Source organism: Gluconobacter roseus, assembly GCF_046058915.1.
GTDB classification, from domain to species: Bacteria; Pseudomonadota; Alphaproteobacteria; order Acetobacterales; family Acetobacteraceae; genus Gluconobacter; species Gluconobacter roseus_A.
Genome location: NZ_CP175538.1, coordinates 2,479,351 through 2,504,829 on the forward strand (window position 1 = coordinate 2,479,351; position 25,479 = coordinate 2,504,829).

Consider the following 25,479-nt stretch of genomic DNA (forward strand, 5'->3'; position numbering starts at 1 on the left):
AAATTGCTTCAGGGGACTGGACGACAGCCCCCACCTTCCTCTAGAGAATGCGTCGCTGTGTGGCGGATGTAGCTCAGTTGGTAGAGCGCCGGTTTGTGGTACCGGTTGTCGCGGGTTCGATCCCCGTCATTCGCCCCAGCAATCCTCTCGCCAAAAAATTTGAATATCGGTCCTAGGGTTTTGCTGCATCGACCTCATGGTGATGCCGGTGCTCCCAGTGCCCTTCCAGCGCCATGCGCTCGAAGCGCAGTTTCTGCCGGATCCAGTTCAGCATTCCCGAAAGCGTCACGACGATGATCCCGACGAATGTCCAGGTGTCCAGCGGCTGGTGAAACAGCAGGTAGCTGAACGCAACCGCCCAGACCATCTGGCTGTATTGCGGAAGGGCAACCCGGTTCGCGGGGGCGACGGCTGTGGCCATCATCATGAAAAGCTGACCCAGAGCGGCGAGAAAGCCGTATCCGAACAGGATGGCCCAGACCTTCAGGCCATGTGGCCAGGACGCATGGGTGATCATGAGCAGGCCGTCGCCGATCAGCGGGCCGAACAGGCTTGATCCGAACAGGGAAAGCCGTGCGCTCCCGTCTCCCGCCAGCCGGTACGCCACGACGCTGCTGGCATTGGCGAGGGCTGCGACGATGGCGCAGACATGGCCCAGATGGAATGTCCGTGCGCCGGGCCGCAGGACGATCAGCACACCGAGAAATCCGACCGCGACGGAAAGCCAGGTCCAGAACGAGACCTTTTCCTTGAGGATCGTCACGGAGATGATGGTAACGAAAAACGGCATCAGGAACATCAGCGACAGGGCTTCTGGCATGGGCAGCAGCATGAAGGCCATGACGCTGGCAGCCGTTGAAACGAATGTCGAAACGGCGCGCAGGATCCACATGCCCGGGCGCGTTGTCGCGAAGATGTCGGAATAGGGTTCGTCCGGACGGCGGATGAAGGGCAGCAGAATGAAGCCGAACACACCGCCTGAAAACGCAACTTCAAAAGGATCAAGATGCCCGGCGAGTCCTTTCGAGCAGGCATCGCTGATCGAGAAAGCGGCATAGCCCAGAAGCGCCAGCAGGATACCTGAGGAGAAAATGTTCTGCTTCATGGATGTGTTTCTCCGCGGGCAGATCCATGCCCTCTTTCGGAGGAATAAGAAGACCCCATGACGCTGGCAGTCAATGTGTCAGAATGTATATCTGGCATTTTCCTCCTTCCTTTGGAGTGTCCATGCAGTTGGGGCGGTGAGGAGCCCAAATTGGAAAGGCCGCTGCCTTCATGTATGGTGCCGGTCCTTTGGGCAGGCCCTATGGCCCCCATACACGTGGATGAAAAAGCGTAAGCCCTCATGTCCCAGAAGATCGTTCCAGTCATTCTCTCCGGCGGGTCAGGCAGTCGTCTGTGGCCGGTTTCGCGCAGCAGCTATCCCAAGCAGTTCTGGCCGCTCCTGTCGGATAAGACCCTGATCCAGGAGACCGCGCTGCGGGGTGCCCGGGCGGGGCTGGCTGCGCCGATCGTGATCTGTAATGCCGAACATCGCTTTATCGTGGCAGAGCAGTTGCGGGATGTCGGCATCGAAGATGCCCGGATCGTGCTTGAACCTGTGGGTCGCAATTCGGCACCGGCCATTGCCGCTGCGGCGTTCCTCGTTGCCGAGACCGATCCTGACGCCATTCTGTGGGTGATGGCCGCCGACGCAGCCATTACCGATGAGGCAGCGCTGTATTCCGCGCTGGAACATGCTGTCGCCGCTGCGGCCCAGGGAAGGATCGTCACGTTCGGAATGAAGCCGACGCGTGTCGAGACGGGGTACGGTTATATTGAGAGCGGTGCGGCTCTGCCGGGGCTGGAGGACGTTTATGAAGTGTCGCGCTTTGTCGAAAAGCCTGATGTTGCTACGGCAGAAACGTTTTTCCGCGACGGCCGCTATCTATGGAACTCCGGCATGTTCGTTACGCAGGCCGGCGTGTTCCTTTCCGAGATAGAGAGTTTCGAACCGTCGATTTACGAGCATGTCGGGCAGGCTGTCCGGACCCGCAAAAGCGATCTCGACTTTGACCGTCTCGATGACGCGAGCTTCCGTCAGGCACCGGATATTTCCGTGGATTATGCCGTGGCCGAGCGGACGAAGCGTGCGGCTGTGGTGCCGGGAACATTCGGCTGGTCGGATATCGGCAGCTGGGATGCACTGTGGGAACTGACGTCCAAGGACGAAGCCGGAAATGCCACGTTCGGGGATGTTTTCCTCGATGGTGCGCGCAACTGCTATGTCCGTTCAGACGGAATTGTTGCCACGGTCGCCGGTGTCGAGGATCTGGTCGTGGTCGTGACGCAGGATGCCGTCATGGTCTCGCATCGTGACCGGGCGCAGGACGTCAAGCACATGGTCAGCCGCCTGAAGAAGGCAGGACGCAAGGAAGCAGTGGCCCATAACCGCATGTATCGTCCCTGGGGCTTCTATGAGAGTCTGATTCAGGCAGACCGGTTCCAGGTGAAGCGGATCGTGGTCGAGCCGGGTCAGAAGCTCTCGCTGCAGAAGCATTTCCATCGCGCCGAGCACTGGGTTGTCGTGGGAGGCACTGCGCTCGTGACCCGTGATGCCGACCAGCTCATGGTGCGTGAAAACGAGAGCATCTATCTGCCGCTGGGCTGTGTGCACCGGCTGGAAAACCCGGGCCGGATCCCGCTGACGCTGATCGAAGTGCAGTCCGGGCCCTATCTGGGCGAGGACGATATCGTCCGGATCGAGGATGTTTATTCCCGCAATTGATCCGGTGCGGAGGCCCTGATCCGCTGAGGATCAGGGTTCCCGGTTCTGATGCGACCGGCGTCCAAACAGGTGATGAAGTCCGTTGGCAAGCGGTACGGGTATGACACCCAGCCGGCTTTCCATCGGGCCCACATCAAAGTTCTTGTCTTCCAGCAGCCGCCGGACTTCTTCCGGCGCAATCTGTGGCAGCCTGCGGATATGGCGCGTTATGTGCGACAGCGCCATCAGCAGCCATCCCGGCAGGGACATGATGGGACGCCCGCCAAGGCCTGCAAAATACAGCACCATGCGTACGAATGTCCGGTAGGCGACCGCAGTCGGCCCGGCGATTACGATGCTTTCCGGGCCTGTGACCTTACCCTCTTGGATCAGATGAATGGCCGAGACCAGACAGCGTGTCACATCCCGCTGGTCAATGGGCTGCACCAGTGCACGACCGCCGCCCGGGAGCGGAATGACCGGCAGGCGTTCCAGAAGCTTGGCCAGCCGCTGCACGTTGTCTTCGCCCTGCGCCCCATAGATCATGGTCGGATGAAGAATGATTGAAGGCCGTCCATCGGCTTTCAGCGCCGCTTCGCCCGCCAGAACGCCGCGTCCATGATCGTCTGGCCAGCGCGTGAACTTGCGCGTACTGCCCAAGGCGACGACAGGGACTTTCGTGGCCGCCAGAATGGCCAGAAGATGGCGCGCATGGGCCGTATTGACGACGATTGCTGAGTCTTCGAATGCAAGTGGAAGCGTGGTGCTGTCCGTCAGGTCAGCAATACGGACAGCAAGGCAGGCCTGGGCGATGTCGGGTGCAAGATTACCCTGACTGCGCACAACGGCGATGATTTTCTGACCTTCGGCCAGAAGCGCGCGGCAGAGCGCCGATCCCGAGCGGCCGCTTGCACCGATGATGCAGACCGGACCAACTGCCGGGGCTGCGGGCTTCGGAATGTCACCGGTCGTCATTCTGCAGAAGCTTTCAGGTCAGGGGATGTGAGAAAGGCCATCATCGCGGCCGGAGAGGACACAGCCTCGTTGAGAAGCTTCAGGGACATCGGCGTTCTGGAAGCATAAGCTATCGTCAGGGTACGGCCTGCCGGATTGGCAACATAATCCGAGACAGGGCCCAGTGCAGGATTGACCGAAAGCACGCCTTGAAGAACCTGACTGCTCTTCTGGCGAAGCTGATCCGCGGTCGTGCCATTTCCGGCCTGTCGGGCAGAGAGAGCAAAACCGGTATCGAGCAGCCTGTCGCCCTGCAGCGAGACGGTCATGTTCTGGAGCGCGGTGGATTGCAAAATCTGCTGCGGTGCGGAATGGCCGTTTGCAAAATCTGTCTGGATAATGCGGGCATCGGCTTTGAGCGTCATGAAGTCGGGGATCGTGAGCGTCGCATTGGTCTGTGACGTGTGTTCCGCCAGATTGGAGACCTGCACATAATGAGCGGCCGACTTCGCCCCGTTGATCGGGAAGGGGAGCTTTTCGTCACTCTGGAAATGGAAGCCCTTCACGTCCTGCGTCAAAGTGGCCGTCTGGTTCTCGAGGGTTCCCGTTCCATGCAGATCATCGAGGCGGATTGTCCCCGATGTCATGCTGAGCCTGAAATTGTGGGCGGCGAAGCTCTGCGGGGGAGGCATATGCGAAGGCAGCGGGTGATGATCCCATACAGCCGCAATCTGCGCCGCAAGGTCCTTCTGTTTCAGATCCAGCCGCTCCAGACTCGCCTGTCCGCTGACAAGCTGCGGGTCCTGCCCCGGTGTGTGGACGGTCCGTTCATAGGCAAGGGTTGCGCCATCACTGCGCAGGGTGGTGACAAGGGCAGGGCCGTAATTGTCCAGCGTGATGCGGCTGGCAAACAGGCCGTGGACGTTGATCGGACCGGGCGATGGCGAGGGCGCAAGATTCTGCACCGAGAACTGCTCGACCTGACCATGGGCCAAGGCAATATGCGCAAGATCGATCCGGGACTGTCCGTCTGCTGGCGGGCGTGAGGGCGGCAGTATCAGCTGGCGCAGGCTGAGGGTGCTGCCATGGATGATCTGGGTCGGGGTCTGAAGGAATGGCTCGCGGACTTCTACCGAACGGATCGACAGGCCGCCGTTCGGCGTGGGGCGGGGATGGCCCAGCCGCATCCGGGTGGCGCGCAGGGTGATGGAGCCGTCCCGCAGGGTGATGTCCGTCAGCGTTGCGCCCAGCGAGAGAATCGCCGGCTTTGCGCTGCCATAGGTGAATGTCGTGCCCGGTGGGAGCGCGGCCCGGAAGCTCGACAGGCCGCGGACCAGTTCCATATGGGCCTCATGGTGCACGCCAGCCATGCCCATGACGGCAATTACCGAAATCAGGCTCGCCGTGAGCCAGGGTCTTTTCACGTTGATGTTCCTGTCTGAAACGGTCCCGCACAGGTGTCGGGCGCGAACGGTCTGCGTGTTGGCAGGATACCATTGTCGTGCCGGGGGGCAATGCAGACGTCGTTTTTGTTGCGGTAACTGGATACCGCATGGCCGAAAACGGCGGAAAACTGCTGCGAATCACATAATTCAATGTGTGAACGGGGCTTGACGTGCGCGCTGAGGACGGCAATAAGGCCCCACCTGATCCGCTTCGCCGGAGGAAAGGGTGCTTTCGGGCATCGTTTTCGCTGCAAGCGCCATCCACGGTGCGGCTCCTGGCCGTGCCCCAAGCTGGAATGTCACTAATGAAGACCACACGTTCGCTGAAGCCAGCGGAGGTGACGAAGAACTGGGTGCTGATCGACGCCGAAGGGCTCGTTCTCGGCCGTCTCGCCACCATCATCGCCACCCGCCTGCGCGGAAAGCACAAGCCGCAGTTCACCCCGCACGTTGATTGCGGCGACAACATCGTCGTCATCAACGCCGAGAAGGTTGTTCTGACGGGTAACAAGGTCGGCCAGAAGCTGTTCCACTACCACACGGGTCATCCGGGCGGTATCAAGGAGCGCACCATCACGCAGCGTCTCACGGGCAAGAACCCGGGTGAAGTTGTCGAGAAGGCCGTTGAGCGCATGATCACCCGTGGTCCTCTGCAGCGCGCCCAGATGAAGCACCTGTATGTCTATGCCGGTTCCGAGCATCCGCATGACGGCCAGAAGCCTGTCAAGCTGGACGTTGCTGCGATGAACCGCAAAAACACCGTAACCCACGAGTTGTAAGGCCTGTATCATGTCCGAGACCCAAGAGCGCACCGGCACGCTGCAGGACCTTGCGAGCGTTGCTCCTGCCGTTACCTCCAACGCTGCCCCGGTTCACGAAGTCAAGCGTGACGCCCAGGGCCGTTCCTACGCAACCGGCCGTCGTAAAGACGCCGTGGCCCGCGTGTGGATCAAGCCTGGCAAGGGTGACATCATCGTCAACGGCCGTCCGGTCACGACGTATTTCGCCCGTCCGGTCCTGCGCATGCTTCTGACGCAGCCGTTCCTGATTTCCGACCGCTACAACCAGTTCGACGTGTATTGCACGGTGACTGGTGGTGGTCTGTCCGGTCAGGCTGGCGCCGTCCGTCACGGTATCTCCCGTGCGCTGACGTATTACGAGCCGAGCCTGCGCGGCATCCTGAAGGCTGCCGGCTTCCTGACGCGTGACAGCCGTATTGTCGAGCGTAAGAAGTACGGCCGTGCGAAGGCACGTCGTTCCTTCCAGTTCTCGAAGCGCTGATTTTTTCAGCCTTTTCGAACGACGGAAAACCCGGCCAGAAATGGCCGGGTTTTTTGTGCCCGGTATACGGGGACGGCCATGGGATTATTTTTCGAGAAATAAAAAACCTCAAAATAGCCGCTGTAAGCATCTTTCGGTCTATAAATTAATTTCAAAAGAAATAACCTTTCCATATCGCCAGCGTCAGGCATGTATGGCAGAGTGCGTTCGCTGTTTTTAAGACCAGAATCTTCGGAAGATGCTTTCCTCATGACGACCTTCATCATTGAAAAGACCGATACCCCCATCGATCCCGTGAAGCGGACGGAACTGCTGGCCAATCCGGCCTTTGGCCGCGTCTTCACCGATCACATGGCCATCATCAGCTATTCCGCCGACAAAGGCTGGCACGATGCGAAGATCACGCCGCGCCGTCCGCTGAGCATTGATCCGGCTTCGACGGTCCTGCATTACGGGCAGGAGATCTTCGAGGGCATGAAGGCCTATCGTGAGAAGGACGGCCATGTCGCCACCTTCCGCCCTGAAGCCAATGCGTCGCGCTTTGCCGCGTCTGCCCGTCGCATGGGCATGGCCGAACTGCCGGAAGATCTGTTCGTTCAGGCCGTGGATGAACTTGTGCGCGTGGATCAGGACTGGGTGCCGTCCGGCGACGGGCAGAGCCTGTATCTGCGTCCGTTCATGATTTCCAACGAAGTGTTCCTCGGCGTGAAGCCGGCGACGGAATATCTGTTCATTGTCATCGCCTGTCCGGTGGGCGCCTATTTCAGCTCGGGCTGCGTGTCCGTCTGGGTGTCCGAACACTACACGCGCGCTGCCATTGGCGGTACGGGTGAGGCCAAGTGCGGCGGTAACTATGCCGGCAGCCTGATTGCCCAGGCCGAAGCCAAGGACAAGGGCTGCGATCAGGTCCTGTTCCTTGATGCGCGCGAGCGTCGCTTCGTTGAGGAAATGGGCGGCATGAACGTGATGTTCGTTCGCAAGGACGGCAAGATCGTCACCCCGCCGCTGGGTGGCACCATCCTGCGTGGCATCACCCGCAACAGTCTGATCCAGCTTGCTGCTGATCAGGGAATTGAAGTGGTTGAAGAGCCGGTCGATATCGACGAGCTGTTCGCTGGTGCGGCTTCGGGCAAGTACACGGAAGCCTTCGCCTGCGGTACGGCAGCAGTTCTTTCGCCGATCGGCAAGTTTGTGCGCCCGACGGGCGAGGCCGTGTTTGGTGACGGCAAGACGCCGGGACCGGTCTCGCAGCAGCTCAAGAAGTCTCTGACGGATGTGCAGGGCGGCCGGACGAACGACGTCCATGGCTGGATCCACCGCATCTCCTGAAAATGACAGGCCGGGTTCCTCAGGAACCCGGCTTTTTCAGTCCGGATCAATCCATCCGGCGCGGATCGCGGCCACAAGCTGGGCCGGTGTGTCGATGTCAAAAGCAAGTTCCGGCGCATCGACGAGCACCGGAGCGGTCTCAGCGTTTTTCCAGAGCTGACGCAGACCGGTGTCACCATGCAGGGCCTCAATGCGCTGCTGTGTGGCCGGGCTCAGCAGAACCGGAATGCCACGGCTCTCCGGGCCATAAGCCGTCACCACATCTTTCCCGATCGCTCCGTGCTCCAGAAGTGCGCGGAGATGGCTCTCTGTCAGGCGGGGCTGGTCCGTTCCGGCGATCAGGAGCGGAACGTTGTCCTGTGCAAGCACCCGGTGGCCGCATCTGAGCGAGGATGCGAGGCCGGTCTGCCAGTCTTCGTTCTGAACCGTGACACTGTCGAGACCCGCAAGCGCTTCACATACGCCCGTTTCTGCGCCGCCGGTTACCACAACAAGGCGTGTGGGCTGTGTTGCCAGCAGAAGCTCCGCCATATGACGGACCAGAGGAACCCTGCCGATGTTCAGAAGCTGTTTGGGGCGACCGAGGCGCGTACTGCCTCCGGCCGCGAGCAGAAGGGCGGAATGGTGCATCATCGGGGACGTGTCGCAATCATCTGGGTCAGGATGGAAAGTGCGATTTCCATCGGGGTACGAGCGCCGATCTCCAGTCCTGCGGGCAAGTGCAGTCGGCTGAATGCGACTTCCGGAACCCCCGCTGTTTTCAGCGCTTCAAGGCGGCCCGGAATCTTGCGCCGGCTTCCGAGAATACTGACGCAGAAGGCTTCGGATTTCAGGGCATGAGCAGTGAGCGTCAGATCAGAACGGGCGTCATGTGTCAGACTGTAAACGGCCGTCCAGCGATCGAGCGCAAGTGTGGGAAGGGCGGCCTCCAGACTGCCACGGATATAGCGCGCGGGTGACAGGCCGGGCGGGGGCTCGGGCGGGCCGTAGGGGCGCAGCAGGATGGTTTTGAGTCCCATGAGGCCGGAGAGGGTCAGGATCGCAAGGGTGATCGGGTCCCCGCCGGACAGGATCAGCCGGAGGGGCGGGAGGTACTGGCGGGCGAACGTCCTTCCTTCCAGACCGGTGGTACGGGCTTCCGAGCAGAACTGCATGGCTCCGGTGTCAAGATCGGTCAGAAGTGTGACCGGCCTGCGGGTCTCCCGGGCCGCCTTGAGAGTGGCGACATGGGCTGCAAGGTCAGGCAGGGCGCGCACGAAAATCCCGATCCGGCCGCCACAGGTCAACTGGATGTCCAGAACGGGACTGCCCGCGCCATAGTCCAGCATTCGTGGCTGTCCGTCTTTCAGGCAGTCCAGTGCTTCTGCGCGCACGGCTGCTTCCACACAGCCTCCGGAAACGTAACCCTGAACCTCGCCATCCTCGCAGATCGCCATTTCGCTGCCGAGCGGGCGGGGTGATGACCCCGTGATGCTGACTAGGGTTGCCAGAGCTGCGCGTTTCCCCTCGGCAGACCAGCGTTCCAGTGTAGGAAACAGGTCGTCTGTCAGGCCGTAAGCTGGCCACTGGGGAAGGGGAGAGAACTGTGCCGTGGCCGTCATGGAGGGTCCCTGATGCTCTTTGGTGGCATAAGGGTAACGCCAAAGACGATTATGACATACCCTTTCGCCCTCAGACTGTTGATCCGGGGGCCGTGAGGTCTATATCGGCAGGGTATGCAGCGTCGGCATTTCAGCCAGCGGAACAGACACGGCAGCGACCGGAGCGGAAATGAGTGAACTCCTGAGCGTTACACGGGCCATGGAGCTGGTGCTGGATTATGCCGGCAGCTTCGGAACCGAGACGGTTGATCTGACGATGGCGGCCGGGCGCATCCTCCAGCAGACGATCCGCGCCGAACGCGCCCAGCCACCCTATGACCGCGTAATGATGGACGGAATTGCCTTCCGTCACGGCACCGGCCCGACGCTGGTGTCGCATGGAGTCCAGCGTGCCGGAGCGCCAGGGCAACCGCTCCCGGAAGGGCATGTGTGTCTTGAAGTCATGACAGGGGCCGTTTTACCTGAAGGGGCGGATACGGTTGTTCCGGTGGAGCGTCTGGTTCGTGAAGGCCGGCTGATCCGCTTTGAGGACGGATATGAGCCGCGCAAGGGGCAGTTCATCCATCGCCGGGGTTCCGACTGTGCGGCGGGTACGGAGCTTCTGGCCCCCGGATGCCGTCTGAATGGACCCGCGCTTGCGGTTCTGGCGGGCAATGGTCACGCGCATGTCACGGTGTCCCGCATTCCCTCCATCGGGATCGTCGCAACCGGGGATGAACTTGTAGATGTCAGCGCGCCCGTGCGGGACTGGGAAATCCGGCGTTCCAATGAATACGCCCTGTCGGGTGCGCTGCTGTCGCGCGGGTTCAACTGCATCGAGCGTTCCGTTGTTCCCGATGATCTCGCGGAGACGATCGTGGCCCTGCGCGAACAGCTCTTGCGTCATGACGTCCTGATCCTGAGCGGCGGCGTTTCGATGGGGGCGTTCGATCACGTTCCCAAGGCACTGTCGAAAATCGGGGTGGAGCGGGTCTTCCACAAGGTGGCGCAGCGCCCGGGCAAGCCGCTATGGTTTGGTGTGGGGCCAGAGGGACAGCGCGTGTTTGGTCTGCCGGGCAATCCGGTGTCCGCCACGACCTGTGGCGTGCGGTATGTCATGCCCATGCTTCTGGCCGGGCAGGGGTTATGCCGTCCCGAACCTTATACAGTCATGCTCGATGCAGAGGCCGATCTGATCCCGACGCTCACCCGTTTCCTGCCAGTCAAAGTCCGCCATGACGCTACGGGACAGGCTCTCGCAACGCCGTGCCCGATGCCGACCTCTGGCGATTTCAGCTTCCTGGCGTCCACGGACGGATTTGTGGAACTGCCGCGCGGTGATGGTATCGCCCCTCGCGGAACAGCTGCGATGTTTTATGGCTGGTAACCCGACGCCTGTTCTGACCGATCGCTTCAGCCGTCCGCTGCATGATCTGCGGATTTCCGTTATGGACCGCTGCAATTTCCGCTGCCCCTACTGCATGCCGGAAGCGACCTATCACGAGCATTTCCGCTTTCTGGAACCGAAAGAGCGTTTGAGCTTCGACGAGATCGAGCGTGTGGCGCGCGTGGCGGTCTCGCTTGGTGTCCGCAAGCTGCGCCTGACGGGTGGGGAGCCGCTGCTGCGTCCGAAGCTGCCGGACCTCGTGGCGCGTCTGGCTGCCATTGAAGGCGTGGAAGACATTGCCTTGACCACCAATGGCGTCCTGCTGGAGCGTCATGTCCGGGATCTGAAAGAGGCCGGACTGAACCGCGTGACGGTCAGTCTCGACAGTCTGGATCCGGCAGTGTTTGCAAGGATGAGTGGCGGCCGTGCGCAGCTTGAGCCGGTTCTGGATGCGATCGACAGCGCCGCACAGGCTGGATTTTCCGGAGGCGTGAAGCTTAATACCGTCGTCCAACGTGGACTGAATGATGTGGGTGTTGAGGCTCTGGCCGAACGCTTCCGTCATAGCGGTGTCGTGCTGCGCTTCATTGAATACATGGATGTCGGAACGCGCAATCACTGGGAGCGGGCGGAGGTTGTACCGTCACGTGAATTGCGCGAGCGGATTGATGCACGCTGGCCGCTCGAGCCTGTGGATGCGCATTATCGTGGGGAAGTGGCCCAGCGGTACCGCTATTGCGACGGGGCTGGAGAAGTCGGCTTCATTTCTTCCGTCACCGCACCCTTCTGTGGGGACTGTTCGCGTGCGCGGCTGTCATCGGAAGGGCAGCTTTATACCTGCCTGTTCGCCTCGGAAGGGACGGATCTGCGCACGCTTTTACGCAGCGATGCGGACGACGCAGCCCTGCGGGACCTTCTAGGCGGGGTGTGGCGCCGCCGGACGGACAGGTATAGTGAGGAACGGGCCGCTTCTTCGGATGCGCCCGCACGACGCCGCATCGAGATGAACTATATCGGCGGCTAGAATTGGTGGCCAGAATTCGGTGACCAGACCGGGAGATCGAAGACGATGAAGACGCTCACCCATGTCAACGAGCGCGGCGAGGATCCGCGCATGGTCGATATCAGCGGCAAGGATGTGACGGAACGCAGCGCGCATGCCCAGGCGCGTCTGGTTTTCCCGTCCGAGATGGCGCGGACCCTGTCGGATGCCGGGTTCATGACAGCCAAGGGTGCGGTGCTGACCGTGGCGCAGATTGCAGGCGTGATGGGCGTGAAATCGACATCGCAGCTCATTCCGCTGTGTCATCCGCTCTCGCTCAGTGGCTGCCGGGTGGACATCACGATCGAAGGCGATGAGGCGGTGATCGACTGCCGGGTTTCGTGCAAGGGACGCACGGGCGTGGAAATGGAGGCGCTGACCGGGGCTTCCGTGGCCGCGCTGACAATCTACGATATGTGCAAGGCCATGTCCCATGACATGGTCATCCGCGAGGTCCGGCTGATGGGCAAGGCCGGCGGCAAGCGCGACTTCCAGCGGATTGAATCATGACACCACTTTACGGCCTGATCCTTGCAGGCGGTGCCAGCAAACGCATGGGAATAGACAAGGCCGCACTCGATTATCACGGCAAGCCGCAGCTTCAGGCGGCTTTTGAGGTTCTGACGCCTGTTGTGGACCGGTGTTTTATATCGGTGAGGCCGGATCAGACGTCCGATCCGCTGCGCTCCAGTTTTCCGCAGATCGTTGATACGGTGGACGTTGATGGACCGGCGGCGGGTCTGCTGTCGGCCCATCGGGCTTATCCGGATGTGGCCTGGCTGGTTCTGGCGTGTGATCTGCCGATGCTGGATCGCGGCACGCTCGACACTCTGATCGCTGCGCGGGCCGGGGAGCATGTGGCCGTGTCCTATCGCAGCGAGCATGATGGTCTGCCCGAACCGCTCTGCGCCATCTGGGAGCCGGAAGCGCTTGATCGACTGGAAAAGCAGGTCGCGGGTGGGCGCATCTGTCCGCGCAAGCTGCTGATCAATAGCCCGACGAAGCTGCTGGAGCCGCATAGCCGTGGCGCACTCGACAACATCAATACGCCGGAGGAACGCGAGGATGCGTCCCGGCGTCTGAAGGATCTGCCGGGAGGGCCGATGATTCGCCTGACACTGGAATATTTCGCTCAGCTCCGGGAGCTGGCCGGAACGCGGGAGCAGTCGCTTGAGACCTCATTCGCGACCGTGGGACCGCTGTACGAGGAACTGCGTGAGAAATACGCTTTTCCGTTCGAAGCCTCGAAACTTCGCGTGGCGATCAATGGCGATTTTGCGCCCTGGACACAGACTCTGAAGGACGGGGACCATATCGTGTTCATTCCGCCGGTGACAGGCGGATGAGCCGCTTTCGTATAGCGTCCGCGCCCGTGGATCTGAACGTGCTGCGTGAGGATCTGCATCTGGCTGAGGCAGGCGGGTTCTGCACGTTTGAAGGCTGGGTCCGCAACAGGAACGAGGGCCGTCCGGTGGATGGTCTGGAATATGAGTCCTATGAGGCGCTGGCCCAGCTCGAAGGCGAGCGGATCGTCGCCGAGGCTCTGGAGCGTTTCGAGATCAGCCAGGCTGTGGCGATGCACCGCACGGGCAGCCTGAAGGTCGGGGATGTTGCCGTCTGGATCGGGGTTTCGGCACCGCATCGGGATGCCGCATTCCGGGCCTGTCGCTACATCATCGACGAGATCAAGCATCGCGTGCCCGTCTGGAAGAAAGAGCACTATCTGGACGGAGATGCCGAATGGGTGGCCTGCCATCACTGCCAGATCGCGCCGCGTGCCTCGGAGACGGGGACGCATGATCACGATCATGACCATGGCCACGATCATGGAAGCTGCGGCCACCATCATCACTGATTGAGCGTTTCCGCAGGGCCGTATCTTTATGCCCTGCGGAGCGTTTTTAAGTTGTAATTGCAAATCATTCTCAATTAGGGTGACTCTGGTTCTGCTGATTCGGAGTTTTCCCATGACACGGCTGTCGCTTTCCCTGTCCGACCTCTGCTGCTGTGAACGCCTCGCGCTGTGGAGCATCCGCTGCCTCATCAGCCATTACCGCTTGCCAAGCTGCCCCGAGACAAAAACGACCGACGGCCTGTTTCCCGCCTGCTTCCGCCCGGCCCTTGATGCGGCGGAAGGGGCCTTTGCGGATGCGACCTATCATCTGAAAGCGGCAGATGAACCGCTTCTTGCCGTGAATGCGCCGGGCATGCAGTCCCTGACGGCGCTGGAAGAACGGTTTCTGCGCGGGATCATCGCAGCCCAGAATGAGGGCCAGCGGGAAGTTTTCGTACTTCTGGCGGAGGTGTTTCCGGACCGCTTCGTGCAGGGATGCCTTGCGATGGCCCTGACGTTACTGGCCGACTGTCTGGCCGGAGCGGGACATTGGTTGCCGAAAAAACTGCTTCAGGACGAGACCACGATTTCCGGTGGCGGCGCATTGTCGTCGATCAGTCGCTGGCGTTCGGTCAGAGGTGGACCCGTCCGTTCGGACAGTTTTTGGGTTTGAATAAGCTATACCCGGTTGTTGTTATGCCGCCATTCTGACGGCGCTGCTGTTGGCCCTCTGGTCCGGGGTTAACCCCGGACCAGAGGGCGTCGGCGCGTCATGATACGCCTCATCGGGCGTGCGTCCAGCCAGTGCCGTATGCGGACGCTGCCCGTTGTAATGCGCGATCCATGCAGTGAGCCCGGCCCGCAGTTCCGAACCGGTCTCGAACGCGTGCAGGTAGACGCATTCGTATTTCAGGGATCGCCACAGGCGCTCGATGAATACGTTGTCGAGCCATCGGCCGCGCCCGTCCATGCTGATGCGGATCTGGCGCGCTTGCAGCACGTCCGTGAACCGGGACGTCGTGAATTGTGACCCCTGATCCGTGTTGAAGATCTCCGGTGCGCCGTAGCGGATCAGGGCCTCCTGTAGCGCCTCGATGCAGAACTCGGCATCCATCGTGTTCGACAGCCGCCAGGACAGAACCTTGCGCGTCGACCAGTCCATGATCGCCACGAGATACAGAAAACCCTTTTGCATCGGGATATAGGTGATGTCCGAGCACCACACCTGATTGGGGCGATCGATCACCAGATCCCGCAGCAAATACGGATATTTGCGATGCCCAGGATGCGGTATCGTCGTGTGCGGCTTCTGATAGATCGCCCGCAGCCCCATCGTCGCCATCAGCCGACGGACACGCTTGCGCCCGACATCATGGCCGAGCCGCCTGAGATGCCGGGTCATCTGCCGCGACCCGTAATAGGGTGTCTCAAGAAACTGCGCGTCGATCAGCCGCATCCGTTCAAGATTGCCCTCACTCTCCGGCACCGGCCGGTAATACACGGACGACCGGTTGAGTTGCAGCAGCGCGCATTGCCGCACCACGGAAAGCCGAGGCCGCTTCAGGTCGATCATTTGCCGCCTCTGAGCATGCCCAACCGCACAGAGGCATCCCGCAAAAAATCCCGTTCCACCAGCAATTGGCCAATCTTTGCGTGAAGTTTCTCCACGTCGGCCGGGCTGGCCGCCGCCTCCGGTGCCGCCTTGCCGGAGAAGATGCCCGCCATGCCCTCGACTGCCTGGCGCTTCCACTGGGCAATCATCGTCTGGTGCACGCCGTGCTTCGACGCCAACTCCGACAGCGTCTGCTCGCCCCGCATCGCCTCAAGCGCAACCCGCGACTTGAACTCCGCCGAATATCGTTTCCGCGTAACCTTGCCCATAAACCCGTCCTCTCTCAGGTCGGATTATAGCTTATCGCCCTGTCTGAAAAACCGGGTCCACCTCTGTCAGTCCGTCGCGGATGCGGGTTCTGTGGCCGCAGGATAGCGGTCCGCTGCATGACGCAAACCGGATGGTGCACTGATGATGTCGCTGGGCACACGCCCCAACCGGGCTCGCGCAGCGGCGCCTCCCAGAGGGCTTGAGGAGCTGGAACACATGACGGTCTGTCTGTTGCTGCTGGCTGTCGGCGTGGTCGGATTCTGCTGGCTGGCCTGCCTGAATCTCGAAATCTCCGCCGACGATCTCTTGTCAGCCCTGGGGTATCAATCCGGGCTGGAAGCGCCGTTCCAGGGATAACGTCTCCCGGAAAGGCGCTTTCGCAGAAAGGTCAGTCCACGCCAACCATGACGCTGGAGGCCTTGATCACGGCATAGGCTTTCTTGCCGACCTCAAGCCCCAGATCAGCGACGGCTTCATTAGTGATGGCGCTGGTGATGACCGTGCCATTGACGTCGATTGTGATGTGAGACGTCGTCGCGCCCTTGAGGATGTTTGTGATCCGGCCCTTGAGCTGGTTGCGTGCACTAAGCTTCATGAAAAAACCTTCCAACGGGAATGGCAGACAGGAATGTCTGTCCGCTTCATATCGGAAGGCCGTCCGCCTGCGTCCAGTGACGCCGGAGGTGGAAAGTGCCTCCGGACCCTGAAAGGTCCGGAGCGGCAATTTTCAGATGTAATGCTCGGTCAGGGGCGGGAAGCCATTGAAGCCGACGGAGCAGTAGGTCGAGACATAGGCGCCTGTGGCCAGGATCTCGATACGGTCACCACATTCAAGAGAATCCGGCAGCGGAATGCGGTTCTTCTCATACATGATGTCCACGCCGTCACAGCTTGGACCCGCCACGACGCAGGGGGAGCGTACAGCATCCTCAGAGTCACGGGACGTCCGGAAGGTGTAGCGGATGGCTTCGCCTTCAGTCTCGGCCAGACCACCGAAGCGCCCGATATCGAGATAGACCCAGCGCGGATCACCCGCAGCGCCACCGCGACGGCTGACGAGAATGACCTCGCTCGACACCACGCCGGACTGCCCGACCATGTAGCGGCCTGGCTCCAGCAGGATTTCGGGTGCGCCGCCCGGGAAATGCGTTTTCAGGGACGCATGGATCGTGTCGGCGAAGTCCTGAACGGAGGGCACGTTTTCGCGGTAATGCGTCGGGAAGCCGCCACCCAGATTGAGCATCTGAAGGTCCACGCCCTGTGCACGCAGATCATGATACAGCCCCGCTGCCTTGGCGATCGCATGATCATAGGCGGCAACACCCGTCTGCTGGCTGCCGACATGGAAGGACAGGCCATAAGGCTTCAGTCCGAGATCGCGGGCGTGCAGCATCAGGTTGCGGGCATGGTTCAGAGTGGTGCCGAACTTGCGCGACAGCGGCCAGTCCGCGCCTTCGTTCTCGACCGCAAGGCGGCAGAAAACGCGTGCGCCGGGAGCGTGTTTGCCGAGCTTCTCCAGCTCTTCGATGCTGTCGAACACGAAGAGGTCGATACCCAGATCATGCGCTTCACGGATCCATTCGGCCTTCTTCAGCGTGTTGCCGTAGGAGATCCGGTCCGGCGTTGCACCTGCGTCGAGGCACATCCGGATTTCCGCAAGGGATGCGGCATCGAATGAAGAGCCCAGACCGACGAGACGGTCGAGAATGGCCGGGGCCGGGTTGGCCTTGATGGCGTAATAGATCTTCGCTTCCGGCATGGCATCATGCAGGGCACGGTAATGCGTCTCCACGACGTCGAGATCGACGACGAGACAGGGGGTTGCCGGCTGCTGCTCGGCAAGGAAACGGGTGATTTTGGGAGTCATGACACTCAATTCCCAGAACCGAACTCGTCAGGGAACGATGTCGCCCTGCGAGTATGTTGCGAAACGGTCGAACGGACCGGCGAATAGCGGGAATCCGTAACGGGTGGATTCCTGAAGGCCAGAACGCTTGACGTCGTTGCGTAACCTCGAGTGGGCCAGTGGCACGTGCGTTGCTGCGTGAGGGGGGCATATGGGACCAAACCCCGCATCATGCAACCGATAATTTTGCATTGTGACGCTTTTGCCAATATTGAGAGGCTGAATCAGGGCGAATTCGGAACGCGGAAGGCCTCTTTCGCGTAGGTACTGGCTCGTATCGTTCTGATCCGGAATGGTCTTCACCAGCCATCGGGATCAGGGGAAACGAGATCGACCGCTGCCCCCAACAGGAAACTGCCGAGGACACCCTGCGTGAGTTTAACATCCGAGTCTGCGACCATCTCCGGTTCCCATGCCGTGCCGGATCAAGCCGGATCTTCGGAGCCTGAGAAGCCCGGTGCTGTGACGCAACCGAATGATCCGGCGGCTCCAGACCGGCTGCATCATGCTGCCTGGCGGGTTGTCGCAAAGCATCTCTTTGCCGAAGTGGGGTCCAGCCAGACATCCCTGTCTGCGGCAGGATGCGCGTTTTATGCCACGCTCTCGCTCTTTCCTGCCATTTCCAGCCTGATCTCCCTGTACGGTCTGGCCTTTGACCTTCAGACGGTCGAGCCGCAGCTCGAAGTACTCCGTCATCTTCTGCCGCCCTCGGCCTATGAACTAATCGGGGACCGGATTCATGAGCTGATTTCCCAGCCGCATTCGTCGCTTACGATCGGGCTGATCTTCTCACTGTCGGTAGCTTTGTGGTCGGCCTCCGCGAGTACGAAGTCCGTCCTGTCGGCGCTCAATATGGCCTATAATGCGCAGGAAACCCGCAGTTTTCTGAAGTTCCAGGCGATTGCGCTCTCAACCACGCTGATGGCTGTTGTGGGGGCAGCGCTCACACTTGCCCTGATGGTGGCGGCGCCAGCTCTCGTGGATTACCTGCCGCGTCATGTCAGCTTCCTGAGCGATCCGCCATTCCCGATTGATCTGCTCCTATCCTATGGCGCGCCCATGGTCGTGCACACGCTTGCGCCGATCCTGATGCTACTGTTTGTCTTTATTGCCGTAACGCTGCTCTATCGTTTTGCGCCCTGCCGTGTGCATACGAAGTGGCGCTGGATTTTCCCGGGGTCAGCACTGGCGACGCTCCTGTGGGTCGCAACCTCGCTCGGCTTTTCGTGGTATGTCGCGCATTTCGCGAGTTATGGCGCAACCTACGGACCTCTCGGTGCGGTCGCAGCCATCATGATGTGGTTTTTCGTGAGTGCGTATGTCGTACTGTTCGGGGCGGAACTGAACGCCACCCTTGAAGCCCGGGCCGGTCAGAGTCAGGCTGTGCCGCCGCAAACTGGAGCGGCCTGAAAGACTTCAGGCCTTACCCAGATATCAGCGGTGATGATGCGTGGTCCGCTGGGAGCCCGTGCTGCCTGCGGCCTGAATGGCCTGTGCACTGGTGTCCGAAGGGTCGGCTTCCGCTACTTCTGGCTCGGTGGTGGGCTGCATGGACGGCGCCATCTCGGTCATTTTCGCAATCGTGACATGAGCCGTGCCTGCGCCGAGCATGCCGATCTTTGCAGCTGCGGCATGGGACAGATCGATGATGCGGCTGTTGAATGGGCCACGGTCATTCACTGTTACCACGACTGAACGACCCGTATCCTGCGACGTTACAAGAAGCTTCGTACCGATCGGCAGGGAAGGGTGCGCCGCCGTCAGGTCGTTCGTGTTGAAAACCTTCCCGCTTGCCGTGCGCCGTCCGTGGAAATGCCGTCCATACCAGCTGGCGACGCCATGCTGGGACCAGGCGTGGGCTGCCTGATGTGCACGGTTTGCCAGTGCGGTCCGCACGGACTCTGCCCAGCTTGTCTTTGGCGTTCCATCGGTTGCGGAATCGTCACTCGCATGAGCGGTGTGATGACCGGCAAGCCCTGCGAGAGCGACGGCAAACGTCATGCTGCGCAGTGGAATGAAACGGAAGGGTTTGCGAAGGGCAGACAGGTCAAGGCGCACTATATCAGGTTCTTCTCCAGTGAACGGGACGGGCTCAGTTCCTGCCGGATAGCATAAAAATGCGGCCCTGTCCCCTTTTGGACGCCCTGAAGACGGCAGCAATAGGGCAATGACGCTTTCATGACAGCTCCGAAAGTGCTATCGCGCGGCCAGATGAAACGCCCTCTGATCACCGTTCTCAACGGTCCGAATCTCAATATGCTGGGTCTTCGCCAGCCCGGAATCTACGGTCACGCCACGCTCGACGACGTTGAGCAGGTGTGTATTCAGGCTGCCGAACGGCTTGATGTCGCCATTGATTTCCGCCAGACGAACGGAGAGGGTGAGCTTGTGTCCTGGGTGCAGGAATGTCGCGGCCGTGCAGACGGAATCGTGATCAATCCTGCCGCTTACGGACATACCTCGATTGCCCTGCTCGATGCGCTTCTGGCGGTCGAGCTGCCCGTGGTTGAGGTTCACATTTCCAATATCCATCGCAGGGAGCCGTTCCGTCATCACACCTACGTCTCGCAGGCCGCCATCGGCGTGATCTGTGGCCTCGGCGTCAGGGGATACGCGCACGCGCTTCAGGCAATAACCGACATGATCGAAGACGAAGGATGAGCCGTATGCTCGTGGACAAGGATGCCATTCGGGCATTGGCCGATATTCTGACCGAAACCGGCCTGACCGAAATCGAGATTTCCGAAGCTGACAGCCGGATCCGCGTGGCCCGCAATGTCAGTGTGGTCCAGGCTGCTGCTCCGGCCGCCGCGCCTGCGGCACCTGCTGCTGCCCCGGCCGCTGCAGTGGCCGTCGCCGCTCCGGCAGATCCGGCCAAGCATCCAGGCATGGTTCCGAGCCCGATGGTCGGCGTGGCGTATCTCACGCCGGATCCGGCATCCCCGTCATTCGCCGTTGAAGGCCAGCCGGTTGCTGCCGGTCAGACGATCATGCTGATCGAAGCCATGAAGACCTTCAACCAGATCAAGGCGCCCCGCGCTGGTACGCTGACGAAATTCCTGGTCGAGTCTGGTCAGCCGGTCGAGTTCGGCGAAGCCCTGGCGATCATCGAGTAATGATTTCCAAGGTCCTCATTGCCAACCGGGGCGAGATCGCGCTGCGTATCCAGCGCGCCTGCCGCGAGATGGGCATCAAAACCGTTGCCGTGCATTCGACGGCCGACGCCGATGCAATGCATGTGCGTCTTGCCGATGAAGCCGTCTGCATCGGTCCGCCGAGCGCACGCGACTCCTATCTGAACGTGGCTGCCATTCTCTCGGCCGCGACGATCACGGGCGCGGACGCCATTCATCCGGGCTACGGCTTCCTGTCGGAAAATGCCGAATTCGCCGAGACCGTGGAAGAACATGGCCTCGCGTTTATCGGCCCGACGGCCGAGCATATCCGCACGATGGGCGACAAGATCACGGCCAAGACGACCATGCGCGCGCTCGGCGTGCCGCTGGTGCCAGGCTCTGACGGCGCACTGCCGGATCTGCAGGCCGCCCGTGAAGTCGCCGAGAAGGTCGGTTATCCGGTTCTGATCAAGGCTGCCGCCGGTGGCGGTGGACGCGGCATGAAGGTCGCGATGACGGCGGACGACATCGAGGAAGCCTGGTCGGTGGCCCGTGCCGAAGCCCGTGCGGCCTTTGGCAATGACGAGGTCTATCTCGAGAAGTATCTCAACCGCCCGCGTCACATCGAGCTTCAGATCCTTGGCGATGCGCATGGCAATGTCGTGCATTTCGGCGAGCGTGACTGTTCGCTCCAGCGCCGTCACCAGAAGCTTCTGGAAGAGGCCGGCTCGCCGGCTCTGACGGATGCCGAGCGTGAGGAAATCGGCCGCACCGCGACCGAGGCCCTCTCACGCATGGGCTATCGCAATGCCGGAACGCTCGAGTTCCTGTATCAGGACGGTCAGTTCTGCTTCATCGAGATGAACACGCGTCTGCAGGTCGAACATCCGGTGACGGAAATGGTCTGCAATGTGGATCTCGTGCGCGAGCAGATCCGCATCGCATCCGGTGAACCGCTCGGTTACACGCAGGCTGACGTCAGGATGTCCGGTCATGCGATCGAGTGCCGTATCAATGCGGAGGACCCGGAAACCTTCATGCCGAGCCCCGGCACGATCAAGGTGTTCCATGCTCCGGGTGGGCTGGGTGTCCGCATGGACAGCGCCATTTACGCTGGCTATCGCATCCCGCCTTACTACGACAGCATGATCGCCAAGCTGATCGTTCATGCTCCGACCCGCGCCGAAGCCATTGCCCGCATGCAGCGTGCGCTGGACGAATGCGTGGTTGACGGTGTGAAAACGGTCATTCCGCTGCATCAGAAGATCCTGGCGGATCCGTCTTTCCAGAAGGGGGATTATACGATCCACTGGCTGGAGAACTTTGTCGCTGCCCATCAGGCAGCAAAATAACCCGGAGTCAGTTCATGAGTTATGCAGAGACCATTATTCTCGATGTCCGGATCGGACAGGTGCCGAAAGTGGTTTCTGCTCTCTCGGAGCGTGACGGGATTGCCGTCTGGACAAGCGAAATCGGTGTTCTGAACCGGGTTTTCCTGTTCCGGACGGCCGAGACCTATGCGGCGCTTCTGGACGGTCGCCCGGATCTGCTGGCGGTAATACCGGAAGACGCTGTTCAGACAGTTGACGTGACAAGCTGGCGCATCATTTCTCCGCTGCTTCCGGCCGGGGAACATGGCAGCATCTATGAATGGCGCTGCTATGAACTGAAGCTCGGACAGGTCGGGAATGTGGAAGACGCTTTTGCCGCTGCGGTTCCGGCACGGCTGGAACTGTCCCCACTGCTGTGCGGGATGATCTCGATCGAGGGCACGCCACGTCTGGCTCATATCTGGCCCTATGCAGATATGAATGCCCGTCTCGACATCCGGGCCCAGGCCGTGGCCAGTGGTGTGTGGCCGCCGAAGATCGGTGGTGGTCTGGTTTCCATGGAAAATGCGATCCTGCTTCCGGCACAGGGCTCCGCCTGGAGCTGAGATATTCTGGAAAAACAGGCACAAAAAAAGCGCTGCAGGTCTGGCCTGCAGCGCTTTTTTATCTGAGGGCAGGGCCCTTGAAGATTACTTCGTGGCAGTTGCCGGAGCCGGAGCTGCGGTGGCCGGGGCCTGTGATTCAACGGCATTTTCGGAAACGAAGATCACCGAATCCAGAGCCTGGTTCAGCGCGTCAACGGCGTCCTGCGGATGATGACCTTCCGTGAACACGGTCGCACGATAGACCGCACCCTGAACCGGCGTGATGGGGGCGAGCGCCAGGATGAAGTCTGTATCTTCACCAACGACCTTCATCGTCTCGGCGGCCTGATCCGTGTTGCCGGATTTCAGCTGAGCATTAGCCGAGGCAACAGCCGTCTTTTTTTCGGGCGCGAGGGTTTCATTCACGATGAACTCACCGCCAACCGGGAGCCAGTCGGTCTGGCCCGTGACAGGCTGATGGTTTGCCGCAACGGGATGCTGCGGGGCAGGGTGAAGATCACTCTCAGCGGCCTGAAACTTCTTGTCGGCCTTTTCAGCGGCAGCGAGGCGCTTCTGGGCGTCATAAAGCGCCGGAATGGCGGCTTCGGGCTTGCCCCCGGACTGAAGGATGTCGCGGGCGCTCATGATGTCCTGGAAGGCGCGCTGTCCATCAGCAGAAAGATGGTGAAAAGCCCGGTGTGCCTTGAACTGCTCCCAGTGTGAATGAAGTGAAGCGGCACCGGCCAAAGGTGTTGCGCAGACGAGGGCTGAAATCGCAGCCATGGCGGGAATGAATTTCATGATATTGACTCCGTGAATATTCGGTTTTGACCCGTATGGATATTTCATGGGGACAGATCGGGCAAATTACCGATTATTTAGTGACTGTCCGACCACCTGGCTTCTTTTGCAGTGCGCATTCAAGCCTGTATTGCGCCCTTTGCCGGAAGGGGGCGGGATTTCGGAAAACGGCTATTAACACATCTAATTCGTATTATTGCGCTGACAATGTTATTTTTGGAACTTAGAAACCAAACAGTGCTGCACCTTGAAATAAAAATGGTGATATCGGGGTTTTCATTTGGCAGGTGGCTTGCCCTGCGGAAGGGCATTCCGTATGAACGGTGCCTCAATCACGATACCGTGCCTTGCGCCGGAAAGTCGGCCTTTCCTGAACGCATTGCAGGCATCAGCCGAGTAGCGAGTATTTCCAGATGTCTCTGAATTCCGTCGTCGAGAGCGTGACTGCCCGTATCATCGAGCGTTCGAAAGTCTCCCGTCGCCGGTATCTCGCCCTGATGGAGCGTAACCGCGCCAAGGGTGTGCTCCGGCCCAAGCTGGCCTGCGGCAATCTGGCCCATGCCATTGCAGCATCCAGCCCCGACAAACCGGATCTGATGCGTCCCACCGGGACCAATATCGGCGTGATCACGACCTATAACGACATGCTGTCGGCGCATCAGCCCTATGGCCGCTATCCCGAGCAGATCAAGCTGTTCGCCCGTGAAGTTGGTGCGACGGCTCAGGTCGCGGGTGGAGCCCCCGCCATGTGTGACGGTGTGACGCAGGGGCAGGAAGGCATGGAGCTCTCTCTGTTCTCCCGTGACGTGATCGCCATGTCCACGGCTGTCGGGCTGAGCCACGGCATGTTCGAAGGTGTGGCGCTGCTGGGCATCTGCGACAAGATTGTGCCGGGCCTTCTGATGGGCGCCCTGCGCTTCGGCCATCTCCCAGCCATGCTGATCCCGGCAGGTCCGATGCCGTCTGGTCTTCCGAACAAGGAAAAGCAGCGCATCCGCCAGCTCTATGTACAGGGCAAGGTCGGGCAGGATGAACTGATGGAAGCGGAAAACGCCTCCTATCACAGCCCGGGCACCTGTACGTTCTATGGCACGGCCAATACGAACCAGATGATGGTTGAGATCATGGGGCTGATGATGCCGGACTCGGCCTTCATCAATCCCAACACGAAGCTGCGTCAGGCCATGACGCGCTCGGGCATTCACCGTCTGGCGGAAATTGGCCTGAACGGCGAGGATGTGCGTCCGCTGGCGCATTGTGTGGACGAAAAGGCCATCGTGAACGCGGCGGTGGGACTTCTGGCAACGGGTGGTTCAACCAACCATTCGATCCATCTTCCGGCCATCGCCCGTGCCGCCGGTATCCTGATCGACTGGGAAGATATCAGCCGCCTCTCATCCGCGGTGCCGCTGATCACCCGTGTTTATCCGAGCGGTTCCGAGGACGTGAATGCGTTCAACCGCGTGGGTGGCATGCCGACCGTAATCGCCGAACTGACGCGCGCCGGTATGCTGCACAAAGACATCCTGACGGTTTCGCGTGGCGGTTTCTCCGATTACGCCCACCGTGCCTCGCTCGAAGGCGACGAGCTCGTCTACAGCCATGCGAAGCCGTCTACGGACACCGATATCCTGCGTGATGTTGCTACGCCTTTCCGTCCCGATGGCGGTATGCGTCTGATGACGGGCAATCTGGGTCGCGCGATCTACAAGAGCAGCGCCATTGCGGCCGAGCATCTGACAGTGGAAGCGCCTGCACGGGTTTTCCAGGACCAGCATGATGTCATCACGGCCTATCAGAACGGTGAGCTGGAGCGTGATGTCGTCGTGGTTGTCCGGTTCCAGGGACCGGAAGCCAACGGTATGCCGGAGCTTCACAAGCTGACCCCGACTCTGGGTGTTCTTCAGGATCGCGGCTTCAAGGTGGCTCTGCTGACGGATGGACGCATGTCCGGTGCGAGCGGCAAGGTGCCAGCCGCCATTCATGTCGGCCCCGAAGCGCAGGTTGGCGGTCCGATCGCCCGCGTGCGGGATGGTGACATGATCCGCGTCTGCGCCGTGACGGGACAGATCGAGGTTCTGGTAGATGCCGCCGAGTGGGAGAGCCGCAAGCCGGTTGCCCCGCCACTCCCAGCATTGGGAACGGGCCGCGAACTGTTCGCGCTGATGCGTTCAGTGCATGATCCGGCCGAGGCTGGAGGGTCCGCGATGCTGGCCCAGATGGATCGCGTGATCGAAGCCGTCGGCGATGACATTCACTAA

At 60.7% G+C, this 25,479-nt stretch carries 28 protein-coding genes and 1 tRNA gene; 18 read left to right on the forward strand and 11 right to left on the reverse strand.

Features of this window, described 5'->3' with window-relative positions; all coding sequences use genetic code 11:
• The first annotated feature begins 62 nt into the window (after positions 1–62).
• Positions 63–138: transfer RNA gene (locus ACJ2A4_RS11655), tRNA-His, on the forward strand.
• A 34-nt stretch (positions 139–172) separates the two neighbouring features.
• On the opposite strand, the gene ACJ2A4_RS11660 is transcribed toward ACJ2A4_RS11655, so the two are convergent.
• Positions 173–1,105, reverse strand: coding sequence for a DMT family transporter (locus ACJ2A4_RS11660; protein WP_408872950.1), 933 nt, complete (start codon positions 1,103–1,105; stop codon positions 173–175).
• Between the two features lie 240 nt (positions 1,106–1,345).
• On the opposite strand from ACJ2A4_RS11660, the gene ACJ2A4_RS11665 reads away from it, so the two are divergent.
• A complete protein-coding gene (locus ACJ2A4_RS11665; RefSeq protein WP_194260406.1) occupies positions 1,346–2,767 on the forward strand; it encodes a mannose-1-phosphate guanylyltransferase/mannose-6-phosphate isomerase in 1,422 nt (473 codons plus the stop codon).
• 30 nt (positions 2,768–2,797) lie between these two features.
• On the opposite strand, the gene ACJ2A4_RS11670 is transcribed toward ACJ2A4_RS11665, so the two are convergent.
• The gene (locus tag ACJ2A4_RS11670; protein WP_408872951.1) at positions 2,798–3,721 is read right to left on the reverse strand and encodes an SDR family oxidoreductase; all 924 of its coding nucleotides are present in this window, start codon (positions 3,719–3,721) and stop codon (positions 2,798–2,800) included.
• Complete coding sequence (locus tag ACJ2A4_RS11675; protein WP_408872952.1) at positions 3,718–5,124, reverse strand: hypothetical protein; 1,407 nt, start codon at positions 5,122–5,124, stop codon at positions 3,718–3,720. Before ACJ2A4_RS11675 ends, ACJ2A4_RS11670 begins: the two co-directional genes overlap by 4 nt.
• 326 nt (positions 5,125–5,450) lie before the next feature.
• On the opposite strand from ACJ2A4_RS11675, the gene rplM reads away from it, so the two are divergent.
• A complete protein-coding gene (gene rplM / locus ACJ2A4_RS11680; RefSeq protein WP_408872953.1) occupies positions 5,451–5,924 on the forward strand; it encodes a 50S ribosomal protein L13 in 474 nt (157 codons plus the stop codon).
• Positions 5,925–5,934: 10 nt separating this feature from the next.
• Entirely contained in the window at positions 5,935–6,426 is a 492-nt protein-coding gene (rpsI, locus tag ACJ2A4_RS11685) for a 30S ribosomal protein S9 (protein WP_062496006.1), read from the forward strand.
• A 5-nt stretch (positions 6,427–6,431) separates the two neighbouring features.
• On the opposite strand, the gene ACJ2A4_RS11690 is transcribed toward rpsI, so the two are convergent.
• Positions 6,432–6,677: a hypothetical protein gene (locus tag ACJ2A4_RS11690; RefSeq protein WP_408872954.1), complete on the reverse strand. Its 246-nt coding sequence runs from the start codon at positions 6,675–6,677 to the stop codon at positions 6,432–6,434.
• On the opposite strand from ACJ2A4_RS11690, the gene ACJ2A4_RS11695 reads away from it, so the two are divergent.
• Entirely contained in the window at positions 6,676–7,755 is a 1,080-nt protein-coding gene (locus tag ACJ2A4_RS11695) for a branched-chain amino acid aminotransferase (RefSeq protein ID WP_408872955.1), read from the forward strand. The two genes, ACJ2A4_RS11690 and ACJ2A4_RS11695, sit on opposite strands and share 2 nt — an antisense overlap.
• 36 nt (positions 7,756–7,791) lie before the next feature.
• On the opposite strand, the gene ACJ2A4_RS11700 is transcribed toward ACJ2A4_RS11695, so the two are convergent.
• Positions 7,792–8,388, reverse strand: coding sequence for a nucleotidyltransferase family protein (locus ACJ2A4_RS11700; protein WP_408872956.1), 597 nt, complete (start codon positions 8,386–8,388; stop codon positions 7,792–7,794).
• Positions 8,385–9,356, reverse strand: a complete 972-nt coding sequence (locus ACJ2A4_RS11705) for an XdhC family protein (protein WP_408872957.1) — start codon at positions 9,354–9,356, stop codon at positions 8,385–8,387. The genes ACJ2A4_RS11700 and ACJ2A4_RS11705 overlap by 4 nt, the downstream gene beginning before the upstream one ends.
• Positions 9,357–9,525: 169 nt before the next feature.
• On the opposite strand from ACJ2A4_RS11705, the gene ACJ2A4_RS11710 reads away from it, so the two are divergent.
• From ACJ2A4_RS11710 to ACJ2A4_RS11735, 6 genes are all read left to right on the forward strand, one after another.
• Positions 9,526–10,722: a molybdopterin molybdotransferase MoeA gene (locus ACJ2A4_RS11710; RefSeq protein WP_408872958.1), complete on the forward strand. Its 1,197-nt coding sequence runs from the start codon at positions 9,526–9,528 to the stop codon at positions 10,720–10,722.
• Positions 10,712–11,746 (forward strand): GTP 3',8-cyclase MoaA, encoded by a 1,035-nt coding sequence (gene moaA / locus ACJ2A4_RS11715; protein ID WP_408872959.1) that lies wholly within the window; start codon positions 10,712–10,714, stop codon positions 11,744–11,746. Before ACJ2A4_RS11710 ends, moaA begins: the two co-directional genes overlap by 11 nt.
• Before the next feature lie 45 nt (positions 11,747–11,791).
• Positions 11,792–12,274 carry a cyclic pyranopterin monophosphate synthase MoaC gene (moaC, locus tag ACJ2A4_RS11720; protein ID WP_062447451.1) on the forward strand — a complete coding sequence of 161 codons (483 nt, stop codon included), beginning with the start codon at positions 11,792–11,794 and terminating at the stop codon, positions 12,272–12,274.
• Entirely contained in the window at positions 12,271–13,110 is an 840-nt protein-coding gene (locus tag ACJ2A4_RS11725) for an NTP transferase domain-containing protein (protein ID WP_408872960.1), read from the forward strand. Before moaC ends, ACJ2A4_RS11725 begins: the two co-directional genes overlap by 4 nt.
• Positions 13,107–13,619, forward strand: coding sequence for a molybdenum cofactor biosynthesis protein MoaE (locus ACJ2A4_RS11730; RefSeq protein WP_408872961.1), 513 nt, complete (start codon positions 13,107–13,109; stop codon positions 13,617–13,619). Before ACJ2A4_RS11725 ends, ACJ2A4_RS11730 begins: the two co-directional genes overlap by 4 nt.
• Before the next feature lie 112 nt (positions 13,620–13,731).
• Positions 13,732–14,271, forward strand: coding sequence for a hypothetical protein (locus ACJ2A4_RS11735; protein WP_408872962.1), 540 nt, complete (start codon positions 13,732–13,734; stop codon positions 14,269–14,271).
• Between the two features lie 21 nt (positions 14,272–14,292).
• Here ACJ2A4_RS11735 and ACJ2A4_RS11740 read toward each other — a convergent pair.
• Positions 14,293–15,479 (reverse strand): IS3 family transposase gene (locus ACJ2A4_RS11740; RefSeq protein ID WP_408872774.1). Its coding sequence is split into 2 segments (ribosomal slippage): positions 14,293–15,209 and positions 15,209–15,479, totalling 1,188 coding nucleotides; the frame shifts between segments, so codons are not numbered across the junction.
• A 217-nt stretch (positions 15,480–15,696) separates the two neighbouring features.
• Here ACJ2A4_RS11740 and ACJ2A4_RS11745 point away from each other — a divergent pair.
• Positions 15,697–15,837: a hypothetical protein gene (locus ACJ2A4_RS11745; protein ID WP_408872963.1), complete on the forward strand. Its 141-nt coding sequence runs from the start codon at positions 15,697–15,699 to the stop codon at positions 15,835–15,837.
• Positions 15,838–15,868: 31 nt separating this feature from the next.
• Here the strand turns inward: ACJ2A4_RS11745 and ACJ2A4_RS11750 are convergent, their stop codons facing one another.
• The gene (locus tag ACJ2A4_RS11750; RefSeq protein WP_408872964.1) at positions 15,869–16,075 is read right to left on the reverse strand and encodes a molybdopterin-binding protein; all 207 of its coding nucleotides are present in this window, start codon (positions 16,073–16,075) and stop codon (positions 15,869–15,871) included.
• Positions 16,076–16,207: 132 nt separating this feature from the next.
• Entirely contained in the window at positions 16,208–17,347 is a 1,140-nt protein-coding gene (locus ACJ2A4_RS11755; RefSeq protein ID WP_408872965.1) for a type III PLP-dependent enzyme, read from the reverse strand.
• Between the two features lie 537 nt (positions 17,348–17,884).
• Between ACJ2A4_RS11755 and ACJ2A4_RS11760 the strand changes: the two genes are divergently transcribed.
• Positions 17,885–18,796 (forward strand): YihY/virulence factor BrkB family protein, encoded by a 912-nt coding sequence (locus ACJ2A4_RS11760; protein ID WP_408874165.1) that lies wholly within the window; start codon positions 17,885–17,887, stop codon positions 18,794–18,796.
• 24 nt (positions 18,797–18,820) lie between these two features.
• Here ACJ2A4_RS11760 and ACJ2A4_RS11765 read toward each other — a convergent pair whose 3' ends face one another.
• Positions 18,821–19,444, reverse strand: coding sequence for a septal ring lytic transglycosylase RlpA family protein (locus ACJ2A4_RS11765; RefSeq protein WP_408872966.1), 624 nt, complete (start codon positions 19,442–19,444; stop codon positions 18,821–18,823).
• Positions 19,445–19,597: 153 nt separating this feature from the next.
• Here ACJ2A4_RS11765 and aroQ point away from each other — a divergent pair, with 153 nt between their 5' ends.
• From aroQ to ACJ2A4_RS11785, 4 genes are read left to right on the forward strand one after another with little or no spacing between them, the layout of a single operon-like run.
• Positions 19,598–20,047 carry a type II 3-dehydroquinate dehydratase gene (gene aroQ / locus ACJ2A4_RS11770; RefSeq protein WP_041112562.1) on the forward strand — a complete coding sequence of 150 codons (450 nt, stop codon included), beginning with the start codon at positions 19,598–19,600 and terminating at the stop codon, positions 20,045–20,047.
• Positions 20,044–20,502 (forward strand): acetyl-CoA carboxylase biotin carboxyl carrier protein, encoded by a 459-nt coding sequence (locus tag ACJ2A4_RS11775; RefSeq protein WP_408872967.1) that lies wholly within the window; start codon positions 20,044–20,046, stop codon positions 20,500–20,502. Before aroQ ends, ACJ2A4_RS11775 begins: the two co-directional genes overlap by 4 nt.
• Positions 20,502–21,854, forward strand: a complete 1,353-nt coding sequence (gene accC, locus ACJ2A4_RS11780) for an acetyl-CoA carboxylase biotin carboxylase subunit (protein WP_408872968.1) — start codon at positions 20,502–20,504, stop codon at positions 21,852–21,854. The genes ACJ2A4_RS11775 and accC overlap by 1 nt, the downstream gene beginning before the upstream one ends.
• Before the next feature lie 14 nt (positions 21,855–21,868).
• Positions 21,869–22,438, forward strand: coding sequence for an NIPSNAP family protein (locus tag ACJ2A4_RS11785; RefSeq protein WP_408872969.1), 570 nt, complete (start codon positions 21,869–21,871; stop codon positions 22,436–22,438).
• A gap of 84 nt (positions 22,439–22,522) precedes the next feature.
• On the opposite strand, the gene ACJ2A4_RS11790 is transcribed toward ACJ2A4_RS11785, so the two are convergent.
• The gene (locus ACJ2A4_RS11790) at positions 22,523–23,218 is read right to left on the reverse strand and encodes a YfdX family protein (protein WP_408872970.1); all 696 of its coding nucleotides are present in this window, start codon (positions 23,216–23,218) and stop codon (positions 22,523–22,525) included.
• Positions 23,219–23,631: 413 nt separating this feature from the next.
• Here ACJ2A4_RS11790 and edd point away from each other — a divergent pair, with 413 nt between their 5' ends.
• Positions 23,632–25,479: a phosphogluconate dehydratase gene (edd, locus tag ACJ2A4_RS11795; RefSeq protein ID WP_408872971.1), complete on the forward strand. Its 1,848-nt coding sequence runs from the start codon at positions 23,632–23,634 to the stop codon at positions 25,477–25,479.